Annotated in this window: 17 protein-coding genes and 1 tRNA gene; 6 read left to right on the top strand and 12 right to left on the bottom strand. The window is 65.7% G+C overall.

The window, feature by feature from the left end; all coding sequences use genetic code 11:
- Positions 1-24: 24 nt before the first annotated feature.
- The 7 genes from IU452_RS16005 to IU452_RS16035 all read right to left on the bottom strand — a co-directional run bounded on the left by IU452_RS16005 (position 25) and on the right by IU452_RS16035 (position 7,074).
- The gene (locus tag IU452_RS16005) at positions 25-1,263 is read right to left on the bottom strand and encodes a branched-chain amino acid ABC transporter substrate-binding protein (RefSeq protein ID WP_228817935.1); all 1,239 of its coding nucleotides are present in this window, start codon (positions 1,261-1,263) and stop codon (positions 25-27) included.
- A gap of 196 nt (positions 1,264-1,459) precedes the next feature.
- Positions 1,460-2,080 (bottom strand): ANTAR domain-containing response regulator, encoded by a 621-nt coding sequence (locus IU452_RS16010; protein WP_195109859.1) that lies wholly within the window; start codon positions 2,078-2,080, stop codon positions 1,460-1,462.
- A 260-nt stretch (positions 2,081-2,340) separates the two neighbouring features.
- The gene (locus IU452_RS16015; protein ID WP_195109860.1) at positions 2,341-3,534 is read right to left on the bottom strand and encodes an acyl-CoA dehydrogenase family protein; all 1,194 of its coding nucleotides are present in this window, start codon (positions 3,532-3,534) and stop codon (positions 2,341-2,343) included.
- A complete protein-coding gene (locus IU452_RS16020; protein ID WP_195109861.1) occupies positions 3,531-5,102 on the bottom strand; it encodes an amino acid adenylation domain-containing protein in 1,572 nt (523 codons plus the stop codon). Before IU452_RS16020 ends, IU452_RS16015 begins: the two co-directional genes overlap by 4 nt.
- Entirely contained in the window at positions 5,099-5,851 is a 753-nt protein-coding gene (locus IU452_RS16025; protein ID WP_324192651.1) for a thioesterase II family protein, read from the bottom strand. Before IU452_RS16025 ends, IU452_RS16020 begins: the two co-directional genes overlap by 4 nt.
- Positions 5,852-5,860: 9 nt before the next feature.
- Positions 5,861-6,112, bottom strand: a complete 252-nt coding sequence (locus IU452_RS16030; protein ID WP_195109862.1) for an acyl carrier protein — start codon at positions 6,110-6,112, stop codon at positions 5,861-5,863.
- Positions 6,109-7,074, bottom strand: coding sequence for a chlorinating enzyme (locus IU452_RS16035; RefSeq protein WP_195109863.1), 966 nt, complete (start codon positions 7,072-7,074; stop codon positions 6,109-6,111). Before IU452_RS16035 ends, IU452_RS16030 begins: the two co-directional genes overlap by 4 nt.
- Positions 7,075-7,365: 291 nt before the next feature.
- Here IU452_RS16035 and IU452_RS16040 point away from each other — a divergent pair.
- Together IU452_RS16040 and IU452_RS16045 are read left to right on the top strand one after the other, a co-directional pair.
- Positions 7,366-7,452 (top strand) — tRNA-Leu (locus IU452_RS16040).
- A 350-nt stretch (positions 7,453-7,802) separates the two neighbouring features.
- Positions 7,803-8,243: a pyridoxamine 5'-phosphate oxidase family protein gene (locus IU452_RS16045; protein WP_195109864.1), complete on the top strand. Its 441-nt coding sequence runs from the start codon at positions 7,803-7,805 to the stop codon at positions 8,241-8,243.
- 75 nt (positions 8,244-8,318) lie between these two features.
- Here IU452_RS16045 and IU452_RS16050 read toward each other — a convergent pair whose 3' ends face one another.
- The 3 genes from IU452_RS16050 to IU452_RS16060 form a co-directional block, all read right to left on the bottom strand.
- A complete protein-coding gene (locus IU452_RS16050; RefSeq protein WP_195109865.1) occupies positions 8,319-9,125 on the bottom strand; it encodes an alpha/beta fold hydrolase in 807 nt (268 codons plus the stop codon).
- A gap of 102 nt (positions 9,126-9,227) precedes the next feature.
- Positions 9,228-9,617 carry a VOC family protein gene (locus IU452_RS16055; protein ID WP_195109866.1) on the bottom strand — a complete coding sequence of 130 codons (390 nt, stop codon included), beginning with the start codon at positions 9,615-9,617 and terminating at the stop codon, positions 9,228-9,230.
- A gap of 3 nt (positions 9,618-9,620) precedes the next feature.
- On the bottom strand, positions 9,621-9,908 hold the full coding sequence (locus tag IU452_RS16060; RefSeq protein WP_195109867.1) for an ArsR/SmtB family transcription factor: 288 nt from the start codon (positions 9,906-9,908) through the stop codon (positions 9,621-9,623).
- A gap of 155 nt (positions 9,909-10,063) precedes the next feature.
- On the opposite strand from IU452_RS16060, the gene bla reads away from it, so the two are divergent.
- The 4 genes from bla to IU452_RS16080 all read left to right on the top strand — a co-directional run bounded on the left by bla (position 10,064) and on the right by IU452_RS16080 (position 12,654).
- The gene (gene bla, locus IU452_RS16065; RefSeq protein WP_195110223.1) at positions 10,064-10,945 is read left to right on the top strand and encodes a class A beta-lactamase; all 882 of its coding nucleotides are present in this window, start codon (positions 10,064-10,066) and stop codon (positions 10,943-10,945) included.
- Positions 10,946-11,127: 182 nt separating this feature from the next.
- Positions 11,128-11,403 carry a hypothetical protein gene (locus tag IU452_RS16070; protein WP_324192690.1) on the top strand — a complete coding sequence of 92 codons (276 nt, stop codon included), beginning with the start codon at positions 11,128-11,130 and terminating at the stop codon, positions 11,401-11,403.
- A 105-nt stretch (positions 11,404-11,508) separates the two neighbouring features.
- On the top strand, positions 11,509-12,135 hold the full coding sequence (locus IU452_RS16075) for a low molecular weight phosphatase family protein (protein ID WP_195109868.1): 627 nt from the start codon (positions 11,509-11,511) through the stop codon (positions 12,133-12,135).
- A 201-nt stretch (positions 12,136-12,336) separates the two neighbouring features.
- Positions 12,337-12,654: a hypothetical protein gene (locus IU452_RS16080; RefSeq protein ID WP_324192653.1), complete on the top strand. Its 318-nt coding sequence runs from the start codon at positions 12,337-12,339 to the stop codon at positions 12,652-12,654.
- On the opposite strand, the gene IU452_RS16085 is transcribed toward IU452_RS16080, so the two are convergent.
- Both IU452_RS16085 and pyk read right to left on the bottom strand, forming a co-directional pair.
- On the bottom strand, positions 12,651-13,553 hold the full coding sequence (locus IU452_RS16085) for an acyl-CoA thioesterase (protein WP_228817938.1): 903 nt from the start codon (positions 13,551-13,553) through the stop codon (positions 12,651-12,653). The genes IU452_RS16080 and IU452_RS16085 overlap by 4 nt on opposite strands.
- Before the next feature lies 1 nt (position 13,554).
- Complete coding sequence (gene pyk, locus IU452_RS16090; RefSeq protein WP_195109870.1) at positions 13,555-14,976, bottom strand: pyruvate kinase; 1,422 nt, start codon at positions 14,974-14,976, stop codon at positions 13,555-13,557.
- Positions 14,977-15,024: the final 48 nt, after the last annotated feature.

Below are 15,024 nucleotides of genomic sequence, written 5' to 3' on the forward strand. Positions count from 1 at the left end.
CACGCTGTTTCGAACCGATGTTGCCTACTTGACCTCGTACATCCAGATCAGCGCGTTCTGCAATTCACCGGTCGCATCCCACTTGTAGCGGCGGGCCAACCCCTGCCCGTCGTAGTTGCGCACATGCTCGACGATGTCGGCGCGCGACACCTTCCCCGCATCGATGGCCTTCAGCACGATCGTGGTCAGGTCGTAACCCTCCACCGAGTAGGTGCCCGGCTCATATCCGTTGAGCGCCTTGTAATCGGCGGTGAACTTTTCCGGCTCGGGACCGCACGGGCACGACAGGATCGCACCCTTGGACGCATTGCCGGCCTGCCGGACGAACTCGATATCGCGGACACCGTCATCGGAGATGAACGTGGATGTCACGCCGCCGGAGCGCAGCTGCTGCGCGAACGGTGAGGCGTCACCGTAGTAACCCGCGTAATAGATCGCATCGGGCTTGGCGGCCGCCAGCTTCGACACCGTGGCCGAGAAATCCTTGTCGCCCTGCTTGATATTGGCCGCGCAGCTCGGATCGGCCACGCCCGGACCGAGCGTGTCCGCCACCGACTTCGCCAGACCCGTTGCGTAGTCGGTATTCTCGGCGACCACGCAGATCTTTTTGTACTTGCCGGTCTGCATCAGGTACTTGGCCACCGCCGGTCCCTGCAGACCGTCGTTACCGAGCCCGCGGAAGAAGGTCCGCCAGCCGTTCTTGGTCAGATTGACGTTCGTGGCCGACGCGGTCAGCGACAGCAATCCGGCATCGCTGGTGGACTGACCGGTCGCATTCACCTCACCGGAGAAGGTCGGACCGATCAGCGCCACGATGGACGGGTCCCCGATGATCGCGGGAACCACCTGGCTGGCCTTCTGCGAGTCGCCCTCGGTGTCGAACTCCCGCAGTTTCACCTGGCACTCGGGGTTGGCCTTGTTGTGCTGGTCCAGCGCCAGTTTCACGCCGCGCACGATATTGAGGCCGAGGTTCGCGTTCGGCCCGGTCAGCGGCCCCGACATCGCGATCGTCAGCGGGCCGCACTTCGCCTTGCCGTCACCGGCCGGATCGGCGGCCGCGGAGGTGTCGGTGGCCGGCACCTCCTTGCCCTCGCTGTCGATCTGCACCACCGGGCGGATCTTCAGGGCGCTGTCGGCACCGCCGGTGCCGCCCCCGCCGCCTTCGGTCGTCTTGCTGCCGCATCCGGTCACCGCGAGCATTGCCGCGGCTCCGATCACCAGCGCGCCACGGGCGACACGAAAACGTGTAGCGGTCCGCGTCATTGAACCAAGCACGATACACCTCTATGTCCTGCCGAACCCCGGGATCACCGGGGCGGGCCGACCATGCGGCCCGGCTCAGAACTTAGCGGTGCAGAGTGCGGCGCGGGTCACATTCGCGCCATTTTTCATGAGTTCGGTCCAAGAAATTTCCACTACGCAGCATTGCCATTTTGTAAATGCACGGCAACGTCAAGCCCTACGACTTAGGGGCAAGGTTCTCCAGTACCACCTCGGCCACCGCCTTCATGGTGGTACGGCGGTCCATTGCGGTGCGCTGGATCCACTTGAACGCCTGCGGCTCGGACAACCCCTGCGTCTGCATCAGCACGCCCTTCGCGCGTTCGACGAGCTTGCGCGTCTCCAGGCGATCCGCGAGATTGGCGACCTCGCCCTCCAGCGCGGTGATCTCGTGAAAACGGCTGGCCGCCAACTCGATCGCGGGCACCAGATCGGACTTGGTGAACGGCTTGACCAGATACGCCATCGCACCGGCGTCCCGGGCCCGCTCCACCAGGTCGCGCTGGCTGAACGCGGTCAGAATCACCACCGGCGCAACGCGTTTCGACGCGATCTCCGCCGCCGCATCGATGCCGTCACGACGCGGCATCTTCACATCCATGATCACCAGATCGGGTCGCAACTCCTCGGCCAGGTCGACCGCCTGCTGGCCGTCACCCGCCTCGCCCACCACCTGATAGCCCTCTTCGGAGAGCATCTCCACCAGGTCCATCCGGATGAGAGCCTCGTCCTCGGCGACGACCACCCGCTTCGCGACGGTCCCCGCATCCTTCTTCGCGCCCCCTGCTGACGTTCCCATAGACAGACCCCTCGTGATTCCGATGTCGACACCCGGCGCCTACCGCTCCGACGCCCCACTCGCCGGCTCGGCACGCACCCGAGTGCCCTAAAGCGTACCGTTCAACACCACCCAGAACCCATCTACCCAGCGCAAAGGCCAGCGCGCCTCGCCGATTTCGGCATATCCGCCGCACCCGCTATCATTTTCCGCCCCCGATGTGCGCAACGGCGAATGCGCAGACCCGACGGTTTCGAAATCCTTTTGCGCAAAAGTATGTGTCACCGCCGGTGCACACTCGGGTCGGCCGGGTGCGGCGTTCGGACAACCTGTTCGATGTTTTCGGACATGAGTTCGTGCATAACCTCACTGGGTCCCGCCGCGAGGACGGCACCGGCCGCGTCCCGGTAGATCCGGGCCGGGGCCGCATCCTCCCGATATCCGCGGACACCGTGGTACTGCAGGCAGGTGCGGGCCGCCTCGGCGGCGAGTTCCGTCGCCCTGAGTTTGGCGTTCGCGGCGGTGTAGGTGTCCAGTTGCCCGAGGCTGTGCAGCCGGGCCGCCCGATAGAGGGAGGCGGTGAGCACGTCCAGCTCGCTCACCAGCGCGGACAGCCGGTGCCGGATCACCTGCCGGGATCCCAGGGAGGCCCCGTCCAGGATGCGGGTGCGGACGTGGGACAGGGTCAGCTCCAGGCAGTGCCGCGCTCCCCCCAGCGCCAGCAGCCCGGCGACGAGCCTTTCGAAGTCGAGCGCGGCCATCAGGTGCAGCAGGGCGCGGTTCCGGCGGCCGAGCAGATTGCCGGCGGCGACGGGCGTGTCGTGGAGGTCGATGCGGCAGATCCCGGCGCTGCGCCAGCCCAGCATGGGTGTGGCCGTGCGTCGCACCGGCACGTCGCGCAGGTCCACGATCAGCAACGAGGCTCCGGCCAGCGCGTTGGACAGCGGTTTCGCCGATGTCGTGGCCAGGGTGATCAGCACGTCGGCCTGCAGGCCGTTGGCGACGGGGCTCTTGGTGCCCGTCACGCGATATCCCTCGGCGGCCTGCTCGGCGCGGGTCCGCAGATCCCTCAGATCGGATCCGGCGTCCGGTTCGCTGACGGCCAGGCCGACGACGAGCTCGCCTCGCCGCAGCCCGTCCAGATAGCGCCGCTGCTGCTCATCGGTGCCGAAGCAGGCCAGATAGTAGGCCGCCATGTAGGCGTGCACGGCGATGCTCGCCCGTACCCCGGCGTACCCCGTTCGCCCGAGTTCCTCGAGGAAGATGGCGCTGCGCAGGAATTGCGGGCCCGACAAACCGATATTCAGCAACCCACGAGCGCCGAGATCGGGCCAGAGATCACGATCGATGAAGCCCTGCCGCTCCCAGTGATCGGCTCGGGGGAGCACCGTCTCGGCGAGGGCGGAGCGGACCGATTCGCGGAATGCCGAATCCTCCCGGGCCTGGTCGTGCTCGCCGAGGATGTCGGCGGTCATTGTCGCGCAACCCCTTCGGTGAGGGTGGCGAGCAACGCGGTGCGGTCGATCTTTCCGGTGGGGCCGAGCGGCAGAGTGTCCAGAACGACGATGCGGCTGGGGATCATATAGCCGGGAAGCGAGTGCGCCAAGTGCCGACGGACCGCGTCCGCGTCGAGCGCGGCGCCGCCGGGGGTGACGAATGCGGCCAAGGACTTCTCTCCGGTGCCGCCCTCGGTCACGGTCACGAAGCATTGCCGAATTCCGCTGTAGCGCATGAGGTGATGGGTGACCTCGCCGAGTTCGATCCGGTGGCCGCGGATCTTCACCTGGTCGTCGGTGCGCCCCTGGAAGACGAGATTCCCGTCGTCCAGCAGGTAGGCACGATCACCGGTGCGGTACAGGCGCTCGGACATGTCGCCGATCCGGCAGTCGACGAACCGCTCCCGGGACAGTTCGGGCGCGCCGATATAGCCGGGCGACAGGCCCGGACCACCCAGATGGATTTCCCCCAGCTCGCCGGGCTCGCACAGGCGCTGCTCGCGGACGAGATAGGCGCTGGTGTTCTGGATGGGCTTGCCGATCGGCAGCGAACTCATCTCCCCCGGCCGGTGGCGGACGGGATAGTAGGTCGCGAAGGTCGTAGCTTCCGTCGGCCCGTAGACGCTGACCACTTTGTCCGGTCCCCACCGGTCGACGGCGCGGGTGATGTGCGGTATCGAATGTGCCTCCCCGCCTGTCAAAATCGTCGCCACGGGATCGAGCACCGCGGGGCTCTCGTCGAGGATCGTGTTGAACAGCGCGGTCGTCAGGAAGACGGTGCTCACCCGATGGCGGGAGATCGTGTTCCGGAGTTCGGTCAACCTCAGCCAGGGCGCCGGGTACAACACACACGCGCCGCCGGTGAGCAACGCACCCCAGATCTCGAATGTCGCGGCGTCGAAGGTCACCGGCGACAGCTGCAGGATGCGTGCGGAAGGGCCGAGGTCGGCGTAAACGGCATTGTGCACCAACCGAAGCACGCTCCGGTGCCGAGTAGGCACCCCTTTGGGGATCCCCGTCGAGCCGGAGGTGTAGGTGATGTAGGCGATCGAATCGGCGGTGGCCGTGCTCCTCGGTGTCCGTTGCGGCTGTCCGGGTTCGGGTGCGGAGATCACGGTGAGCGCAGGGAAGCGGCGGGTGTCCTCGACGGGACTGTCGGTGAACAGGTGATGGCAGGCGGTCTGGTCCAGCATGCGATCCAGTCGTGCGTCGGGCCACCCGCGATCCACCGGCAGGTATGTCGCTGCGCACCTGAGGATTGCGACCAGCGCAACGACGAGTTCATAGGAGCGCCGCATCGACACCGCCACGACCGAACCCGCATCCACACCGCATTCGACGAGCCGGGCAGCGAACCGGTCGGCATCGACGGCCAGATCCGAATAGCTGTATGTGCGAACGCCGTCCATGACGGCAGGCGCCGACGGATAGGTCCGCGCCACGTCGTCGAAGATCTCGGTGATGGTCGCGTCCGGGAAATCGGTGGACGTGTCGTTGATCCGCCGGTGGACTTCGAGCGCGTGCGGGGTCGCGGTGAGCGTGATCATCGTGAGAGTCCTAATCGTGCGGTGAGCACCGTCAGTAGCTCGTCGCGATGAGTGTCGAGAAAGAAATGACCGCCTGGCATCTCCAGCAGTTCGAAGCCTGCGCACGTGTGGTCGGCCCAACCCGCCATCGCCACCTTGTCGTCGATGGAGTCGTCACGTCCGTACATTGCGGTCACCGGAACGGTAATGGGTCGGCCCGCATGGCGGTCGTCCCACAATTCCGACAGCCGGATATCTGCACGGACCGATGCCGACAGCAGGCTTATCAGGGGCTCGTCGTCGAAGATCTCCTCGGGTGTCCCGCCCAATTGACGCAGCGCGGCACGGAACTGCGGCTCGGGCAGGGGGTGCATGAAGGGACGCTGCTGCGGGACGCTCGGACCTCGGCTGCCCGAGACGAACAGTCGCATCGGCGGGTTCGCATCTCCGGACCGCTGGATGAGTTCGTACGCCAGGCGGGCGCCGAAGCTGTGGCCGTAGAACGCGTGCGGCCCACGGCGATAGAGAGCCAGCGACCGGGACGCGTCGGCGACCAGGAAGTCCCAGTCTTCGTACGGCGGATCGAGTATTCGCCGTCCACGGCCCGGCAACTGTAACGACACCAGCTCGATGCGGTCCGGCAGATCTTTCGCCCATTGTCGGAACATGTCATGGCTGCCGCCCGCATAGGGCAGGCAGATCAGCGTGATCGGCGGCGTTGCCGCGGCAGGCCGCAGCACCACCGCCGCATCGGTGTTCACCCTCGGCACGGGTATCTCTCAGACGCTGTCGAGACGGCCGACGTTGGCGGCAATGGTGGCGGCGATCTCGGTCAGGCTGCTGCGCTCGTACAGATCTTCCGGGGGAAGCGCATCCTCACCGAATCGTTCCTCCACTCGGGCGATCAGCCGGGTGGCGGTGAGTGAGGTGCCACCGGCGGCGAAGAAGTCCGCATCGGCCCCCTCCACCGGCAGGCCGAGATCGGCACACGTCTGCCGGACCCACTGTTCGATGTCCTCGGGGGCGGTCATGCTCCGCTCACCCCCGGCCGAACGGGGAAACTGTATCCATTGACGGTCTGGGTGGCGAATCGGTTGTGCCCGTAGGTGTCCGTGCCGGAGGTGAGCACATTTCCGAATCGTTCCAGGCTGGCCCGGCCGCCGAATTCCTCCAAACCTTCCGAATACGGGTACACCCGCACGGAGGTGGGCAGATAACGGGCGGCGAATCCGAGGCGCATCTGATCGGTGGCCCCACTGTGCGGGTGCGATGCGTGCATCAGCGTAGACCAGAAGATGATGAACTGGCCCTGCCGCATCACTTGCGACACCGCCTTGGACTCATCCGGAGACCAATTGGGGTCCTTTTGCAGCTGCCGGTAGTCGTAGCCGAAGAACCCGCGCTTGACGCCGTTCTTCTCCATACTGTTGATGGCGTCCAGGTTGTATTCCATGACCTTCGACTCATCATAGTTCATGGTCTTGTGCGAACCCGGAATGAACTGCAGGCAGCCATTTTCCACGGTGGCCTCCGTGAAGGCGGTCCACACGGTGATCGTGCCACCGAACTCCGCATCCTCCGGCCACACTATCTGCGGATACTTCGATCCGGCCACATTCGAGAAGTTGTCGGCCTGATGCCAGTCGGTGCCCTCGTCCCCCGGATACTTGGGGAAGAACTCGGTACGCCAGCACAGCGTGTCCGGCCCCAGGATGCTGGAGACCCGGTCCACGATCTCCGGACGGGTGATGTGCTCGGCGAGGAAGTCGATATCCAGGTGCCGGTCGTAGTTCGCCAGGTTGGTCACGCCGGAGACGGCGTTCTTTTCGCTGTAGATGGCGTTCTTCGTGTTGAGCAGCTTCGGGCGCAGGGCCCGCAGTTTCCGCTCCATATCATCGGGTTCGTACAGGTCGAAGGGCCCGATATACCCCTGCTCATGAAATAACTTCAGCTCTTCCGCGCTCAGCGCGAAAGTGGCGGTCGACGACGTCATCGGCTCCCCTTGGTCCTACCGTCCGCGGCCCCGGAACCACTTGTGGCGGCCGGGGCGCCCCTCCGAGATCTCGCTCTCGGAGGCTTCGAGGACTCCGATTTAATCGGCAAACAATCCGCCCCGGAACCCCCCGTTCAGGGGTGACGTCGGCGGGCCGCGCCACCGAACCACCACACACCCCGTCCTCACCCGCACCGACCCGTAGACCCCCCTTGACAGCACCTCGTCCCCCCGCGACCCCACCGCAATTAGGTCCCGCCCCACACACCCGCTATCATTTCCCCCCGGTGCGCCGAGTTGGCGGAACTGGCAGACGCGACGGTCTCAAAAACCGTTGTCCTCACGGACGTGTGGGTTCGAGTCCCACACTCGGCACCAGGTAGATGGTGTTTCTGCGAGCTACTCCCGAGCTCGACGTGCACGGCACCTCGGACGCGACGCTCCTCGAGGAAACCCTCATCGACAAGATCCCCCGCTGTCGCACGCCGAGTGGCTCGGTACACAGCCTTCTTATTGGTGGACTACAGTCGCACCCAGGCTTGTGCAACGTCACCGAGATTCCACCACGAAACATGTTGGGCGTCTGAGGCTTCCAGCTTCCACGCCTCCTCCAGGCGTTCGAAGAAGGCATCGTCACCGGTCTTCCCACCCTTCGGCTCGCCGATACACGCCAGGTACGTTTTGGCTTCACCGGAAGCTTGACATCGGACCTAGCTAGTCTGTCGGCTATGCGTCCGATGACTCGAGAGGAACGAGAGGCCTTCCTCGCAGAACCGTATGTCGGAGTCCTGAGCGTCACGGCCGAACCGGAACGCGCGCCGCTGACCACCCCGGTCTGGTACGAGTACCAGCCGGGCGGACTGGTCAAGGTGATCACGCCCGCCGGTCTGCGCAAGGTCCGGCTCATCGAGGAGGCCGGCCGGTTCGCGTTGTGCGTGCAGGTGGCCGTTGTCGACGACTACCGATACGTGTCAGTGGAGGGTCCGGTGACCGAGATCAGGCCGGCCTCCAAGCAGGAGGGCTACGACATGGCCGCACGTTACATGGGACCGGACCGCGCCACCGACTACGTGAACGCGACAGAGAAGACCGCGTCCGGCAACGTCGCGATCCACATGCGGCCGGAACGGTGGAATACCGTCGACTTCAGGGTGTTGCTCGACCAGTAGGCCACGGTGAACGGTAGATGGATGCTCCGTGGCGGTATGCCGAAAGGCCTGGGGCGCAAGGCCTTCTAGTTGACGTCAGGCTTGTGCGGTTCGGATGATCCGGGCGATGTCCGGGGCGTGGGTGAAGACCAGGCCGTGGTCGGCGTCGAGCCAGGACACGGCGATGTGTGGGTGCTCGCGGACGAGCCGGTCGATGCCGGTGCGCCAGAGCTGATTGTGGCGTGGGATGCGTCCTTCGTTGCTGTCGCCGGCCATCGTGGTCGACATGATCATCGTGATGGGGTGGTCGATCTTTCGGTACCGGTCGAGGCTGCCGGGTCCGACCACATCCAGCTCGACAGTGCGTCCGGACCGGATGACATCCAGCTCGAGGTTCAGGTCGAGGATTTCCTGTGCGGTGAGCAACACCTGACGCGGGGTGCCCTTGGCCGCCTCGAACTCTGCTGCCAAGTCCTCCCACATGGCGCGGAACTCCGGCAGGTCGATCTCGGTGATGAACGGTTCGGGCACCGGGGTCGCCCCGTCGATGATCACGAGTTCGGCGATGGTGTCGGGATAGTCGGCGGCATAGTGCAGGGCCAGGTCGGCGCCCAGCGAGTAGCCCACGAGCACGGGCTGCGAGGGCAGGTCGAGGCGTCCCACCTCGGCCATCACGGCCGCGAGATCGCCGCGGAATGCCTCGAAGCTGTACCGGTCCGCGGCCGAGGAGAGGCCATGGCCCCGGTGGTCGAAGGTCATCACGTCGAAGTCGCGCCGCAGCAGCTCGATCAGCTCGTGCATTTCGGCCTGTGTCGTGTTCATCCCGGGGCACAGGACCAGCGGCCGGCCCCTGCCGCCCCGAGACACCGGAATCGTCACACCGTCGTGATGGACCGTGAACATCCTTGACCTCCAACCGATTCCAGCGCCCCGGGCAACGGGCACGTTCGACCCACTCGACCTTCACCCTAGCGACCGCTGTGGATTCGGGCCTGGCGGTGACGGTCAGGCCTTGTGCTGGGCGATCTGGATGAGGTTGCCGCAGGTGTCGTCGAGGACGGCGGTGGTGACGGTGCCGTGATCGACCGGGGGCTGGGTGAAGTGCACACCCAACTCGCGCAGCCGGTCGTATTCGGCCTGGATATCGTCGACGGCGAAGGAGGTGTACGGGATGCCGTCCTCCACCAGGGCCTGCTTGAACGGGCGCGCCGCGGGGTGGCCGTCGGGTTCCAGCAGCAGTTCGACACCGTCGGGGTCCTGCGGTGACACGACGGTGAGCCATTTGTACTCACCGACCGGGACGTCGGTCTTCTTCACGAAGCCCAGGACCTCGGTATAGAAGCGCAATGCCTTGGCCTGATCATCGACGAGCACACTGGTCACGTTGATACGCATGTTCTACTCCTTCAACCAGCGATCGGTGAGATTCCGCAACGGTTCTCGGTTCAGATAATGGAACTTGTACCGGCCTTCCCGGCGCGTGGTCACCAGGCCGGCGGCGGCGAGCACCTCCAGATGCTGGGAGATGGCCTGCCGCGTGGACGACATCCGATGCCGCATCGTCAGCCGACCGCACAATTCGAACAGCGTTTGGCCGTCACGCTCGGCAAGTTCGTCGAGGATAACTCGGCGCGTGGCCTCGGCCAGCGCCTTGAACACCTCGCCCGAGTCGGTTTCTTCGCTCACCCCCTCACTATAGGCAAGTAACCACTTGCCTGTCACCGGGTTGGTCGGATTGGCCCCTTCCTCGGCCGCGGACTGGGTGCGTCCGTCGATATGGAATGGTGGTGGCGTTTCGGCGGATCGTGGAGCGGAGGTTGCGGGTGCGGTGGCGTGCGGTGATGGCCGTGGTGGCGGGGCTCGTGCTGGCCGGGTGTTCGGGGGGCGATGCCGGGAAGGCGGGTGACGAGGCGGCCGCGGCGACGAGTACTGCTCAGGCGTCCGGCCAGGAGCGGTTTGCCGAGCTGGAGCGGAAGTATGGGGCTCGGGTCGGGGTTTTCGCGGTGGATTCACAGGGGAAGCAGGTGGCCTATCGCGGGGACGAGCGGTTTGCGTTCGAGTCGACGTTCAAGACGTTGGTGTGCGGTGGGTTGTTGCGGGAGCATTCGCTCGCAAGTGGGTACTTCGACCAGGTTGTGCATTACACGAAAGAAGATCTCGTGGCATATTCGCCCGTGACCGAGACGCGGGTGGACAGCGGGATGAGCGTTGGGGAGCTGTGCGAGGCGGCGATCACCAAAAGCGACAACACCGCGGGCAATCAGCTGCTGAAGCTGCTCGGTGGGCCGTCGGCGTTGACGTCGTTTCTGCGCTCGATCGGGGATTCGGTGACCCGGTCGGACCGGTGGGAGACCGAGTTGAATACCTCGATCCCGGGCGATGAGCGCGATACCACGACCCCCGCCGCCATTGCGGCCGACTATCGGGCGCTGGTCGTCGGCGAGGTGCTGGGTGCGCCGGAACGGGAGCGGCTGAAGTCCTGGCTGCTCGCGAATACCACGGGCGGGCAACGGATTCGGGCCGGAGTACCGTCCGGATGGACCGTCGGGGACAAGACCGGCACCGGGGACTACGGCTCGGCCAACGATGTCGCCGTCGCCTGGACGGAGCGGGGTGAACCCGTGGTCATCGCGCTGCTCACGGTCAAATCGGAACAGCAGGCGCAGGCCGACAACGCCCTGCTCGCCGACGCCACCCGCATCGTCGTCGACGTCTTGCGCTGAGCACGAGCCGCGCGATCGAACCGTCGCGGCCCCTCCCTCGCAGTTCCGCACAGGGGACCGAGTGGAGGTCGCGATCATGCGGGTGAACCGGCTGACGGCCGACCTGTCCGGTTATCCGGACCTGGTCGTCATCTATACGCTGGACCCGCTCTGCGCCCCATCGCGAATGGTGGCAGCAATTTCTGCGCGACTCCGGCGGCACGGGCTTCTGGCACGAGGCCTACTTCGCCCGCGGCGGCATCGAAGCCATGTACGACGATATGGACTCCCCCACCGGACTGGCCGCTTCGCGCCCACCGTCGCCTCCCGAGGCAGGCTGTTCTCCACCCGCGGCCGGATCCGCCGAACGGATCCGAAGCTCGCGCCGGTGGTCGACGAAACTGCCTACTATCCGGACGATTCCGGATGAAAATTGTTGGGAACAAGCGATCTACTCCGTACGGCGACCATCGGGCTAACGAGGGTGCACGACTCGCTACGCAAAGATGAACATCTGACCAAATAAGGGCGTGAGGAGGCTTTTCGTCCTTCTGGATCGATCGGCAGCGACATACCGTACTGCCATGCACGTCCTGTTCGTCTGCACCGGCAATGTTTGCAGGTCGGTGATTGCCGAGCGCCTGACCCGCGCCCTGGCGGCCGAACACGGACTGGCGGATCTGACCGCCGAGAGCGCCGGCACCCGCGCGCTCGTCGGATTCGGCGTGGAACCCCTTGCGGCGCAGACCATCACCGGGCTCGGCGCGGATGCGGGCAACTTCAAGGCACGCAAACTCAAGCCCGAGATGATCGAGCGAGCCGATCTGATGCTGGCCATGACCGAGCAGATTCGCGACGAGATCGTGAAATTGGTGCCCGCGGCGGCCTCACGCGCCTTCACCCTGCTCGAGGCGCATCGCATCGCGAAATGCAGCGGCGCCCGCACCATCGCCGAAATGGACCGGGCCCGAAACGATCTGGCGCTGGTGGGCCGGGAGAACATCGCCGATCCGGTCGGATTGTCGGCCGAAAAGTACTGCGAGGTCGGCGACCGCATCGCCGAGGCCCTGGTACCGCTGTTGCTGGCCCTGCACATTCACGAGGGACAGCGCACCGATGAGCGCGGCCGCCCGCACTTGGTGGTGCTGCCGGGCGGGCGCAGCGAGCCGCCATCGTATGTAAAGATCACTAATGTCGGGCGCCACGCCTGAGTTATCGACAAAAGGTGTAAGGACACGCATGTGTCCTCCCCATTTCGGGCATCCAGGGATTACACTCCCCGCGGACAGTGCCGCCGATGGTTCGACACAAGAACAGGACTGAAGGACATGCCGAAACGCATTTCGGATGTTTCGCTCCATGTTTATGTGACACCGGAAACACTCGATCGCGTCGTGGATACCGTGCGCTGTGTGGTCGACGAACACGTGGCCGACCGCGACGTGTTCGCGTGGCGCTTCACCCTGCCGGTGGAGCCCGATCAGCCGGACCACACCCTGCTCGAAACGCAATGGCTACTGGACCATCCCGGCGTCGATCCGGGCGACCGCCGCACCTACGAGATCGCGCTCAGCCTCGTCGGCGACAAGAAGTTGCTGACCCAGGCGAATCTGTCCGCCCTGGAACAGCGGCTGGTGCTGGAAATTTCCGCGGAGGACGCGGTGCCGTATTCGATCCACGCCCTCCACCGCGAAAGTTTCGATTTGGAAGAAAATCGGGAGTTGATCTAGGAGCGGGACGGAAAGTGGCGGATGACGCCTTCCTGCACGACCGTGGCCAGCAGCTCACCGGAACGGGAATAGAAATGGCCCATGGCCAGGCCGCGTGAGCCCGCGGCCACCGGGGACTGCGTGGCGTACAGCGCCCAGTCGTCGAAGCGGAACGGGCGGTGGAACCAGATGGAGTGGTTCACCGTCGCGGCCACGATGCGGTCGAAGCCCCACGACAGGCCGTGCGTGGTGATGATCGAGTCCAGGACCGTGGTGTCGGACGAATAACCCAGCGTCGCAACGTGAATCAGCGGGTCGTCGGGCAGCGTACCGTCGGCCTTCATCCACACCCGGTTGTAGTCGAGGGTGCCACCGGTGCCCTTGAGGATCCAGGCCGGGTCGTTGGTGTAGCGCATATCGATCGGATGCGGCGCCTTGACGAACATCTGCAGCCGGTCCTCGAGGCCGGTGAAGGACTCCTCCACCCGCGGCAGCTGCTCGGGATCGGGGACCCGGGGCTGCGGCGTGGCGTGCTCGAGGCCCTTGGCCCAGTCCTGGAACGCCGCCAGCATGACGAACAGCTCCTGATCGTCCTGGTAGGCGGTCACCGTGCGATTGGCGAACGAACGGCCGTCACGGTGGCGTTCCACCCGGTATTCGATCGGCTTCTTCACATCGCCGCCGCGCACGAAATGCGCGTTGACCGCGTGCACCGGGCGGTCCGGTCCCACCGTGCGTCCCGCCGCGACGATCGCCTGCGCGACCAGCTGGCCGCCGAAGGTGCGGCTCCACACCTTCTCCGGGTGGTGACCCAGGAAGGTGTCCGGGCCGACCTCCTCCAGGTCGAGCAGCCCGAGCAGCACCTCGAGATCGCCGCTGCCGGAGCCGGTGGCGACCGATTCGCCCAGTGACGCGCTCAACTCAGTGGTCCTCCTCGCCGATGCGGTGCACGTGAATGAGGTTGGTGGAGCCGATGGTTCCCGGCGGGGAACCGGCCACGATCACCACCAGGTCGCCCTTGGAATACCGGTTCAGCGACAGCAGTTCCTTGTCGACCTGGCCGATCATCTCGTCGGTGGTGCCCACCGGCGGCACCAGGAACGTCTCGGTGCCCCAGGTCAGCGCGAGCTGGCTGCGCACCTCCGGCAGCGGGGTGAACGCCAGCAGCGGCAGCGGGGTGTGCAGGCGGGCCAGCCGCCGCACGGTGTCGCCGGACTGGGTGAACGCCACCAGCGCCTTGGCATTGAGCCGCTCACCGATGTCGCGGGCCGCATACGAGATGACACCGCGCTTGGTCCGCGGCACATGCGTCAAAGGCGGGACCCGGGTGGAGGATTCGGCCTCCACCGCGTGCACGATGCGGGCCATGGTCCGCACCGCCTCGATCGGGTACTGGCCGACCGAGGTCTCACCGGACAGCATCACCGCGTCCGCGCCGTCGAGCACCGCGTTGGCGACGTCGGACGCCTCGGCGCGGGTCGGGCGGGAGTTGCCGATCATCGACTCCAGCATCTGGGTGGCCACGATGACGGGCTTGGCATTCTCGCGGGCCATCTGGATCGCGCGCTTCTGCACCAGCGGAACCTGCTCGAGCGGCAGCTCCACACCCAGGTCGCCGCGGGCCACCATGATCGCGTCGAAGGCCAGCACGATGGCCTCCAGATTGTCGATGGCCTCCGGCTTCTCCAGCTTGCCGATCACCGGCACGCGGCGGCCGACGCGGTCCATCACGTCGTGCACCAGCTCCACGTCCGAGGGCGAGCGCACGAACGACAGCGCGATGAAGTCGACGCCCAGTTTCAGGGCGAATTCGAGGTCTTCGATGTCCTTTTCCGACAGGGCGGGCACCGACACGTCCATGCCGGGCAGCGAGACGCCCTTGTTGTTGGAGACCGGGCCGCCCTCGGTCACCCGGCACACCACGTCGTTACCGTCGACGCGGACCACCGTGAGACCGATGTTGCCGTCGTCGACCAGCAGGCGGTCGCCGGGCCGGGCGTCCGCGGCCAGCTGCTTGTAGGTGGTGGAGACGCGATCGTGGGTGCCCTCGATATCGTCGACGGTGATACGCACCTCCTCCCCCGTGGCCCAGGTGGTGCGGCCGTCGATGAACCTGCCGAGCCGAATCTTGGGCCCCTGCAGGTCAGCGAGAATGCCTACGGCGCGGCCCAATTGGTCCGCGGCCTTCCTGACTTTCTGGTAGTTCTCGGCGTGATCGGCGTGTTCGCCGTGGCTGAAATTCAACCGGGCCACGTCCATGCCGCTTTCGACAAGTTCGCGGATCCGGTCCTCGGAGGCGGTAGCCGGACCGAGGGTGCACACTATCTTTGTCCGTCGCATCACGGCTCGAGCCTAGTCCTGCCGCCGATGCTGTGCTGAGCGGGCACACCC

Origin of the sequence: Nocardia transvalensis (genome assembly GCF_015477765.1) — a bacterium.
GTDB lineage: Bacteria > Actinomycetota > Actinomycetes > Mycobacteriales > Mycobacteriaceae > Nocardia > Nocardia transvalensis_A.

Coding starts and splice junctions, on each gene's coding strand:
- IU452_RS16050 (WP_195109865.1), bottom strand. CDS start 9,125: ATGTTCACGGTCCATCACGACGGTGTGACGATTCCGGTGTCTCGGGGC.
- IU452_RS16055 (WP_195109866.1), bottom strand. CDS start 9,617: ATGCGTATCAACGTGACCAGTGTGCTCGTCGATGATCAGGCCAAGGCA.
- IU452_RS16005 (WP_228817935.1), bottom strand. CDS start 1,263: ATGACGCGGACCGCTACACGTTTTCGTGTCGCCCGTGGCGCGCTGGTG.
- IU452_RS16015 (WP_195109860.1), bottom strand. CDS start 3,534: ATGACCGCCGACATCCTCGGCGAGCACGACCAGGCCCGGGAGGATTCG.
- IU452_RS16035 (WP_195109863.1), bottom strand. CDS start 7,074: ATGACGTCGTCGACCGCCACTTTCGCGCTGAGCGCGGAAGAGCTGAAG.
- IU452_RS16020 (WP_195109861.1), bottom strand. CDS start 5,102: ATGATCACGCTCACCGCGACCCCGCACGCGCTCGAAGTCCACCGGCGG.
- IU452_RS16045 (WP_195109864.1), top strand. CDS start 7,803: ATGCGTCCGATGACTCGAGAGGAACGAGAGGCCTTCCTCGCAGAACCG.
- bla (WP_195110223.1), top strand. CDS start 10,064: ATGGCCGTGGTGGCGGGGCTCGTGCTGGCCGGGTGTTCGGGGGGCGAT.
- IU452_RS16075 (WP_195109868.1), top strand. CDS start 11,509: ATGCACGTCCTGTTCGTCTGCACCGGCAATGTTTGCAGGTCGGTGATT.
- IU452_RS16030 (WP_195109862.1), bottom strand. CDS start 6,112: ATGACCGCCCCCGAGGACATCGAACAGTGGGTCCGGCAGACGTGTGCC.
- IU452_RS16010 (WP_195109859.1), bottom strand. CDS start 2,080: ATGGGAACGTCAGCAGGGGGCGCGAAGAAGGATGCGGGGACCGTCGCG.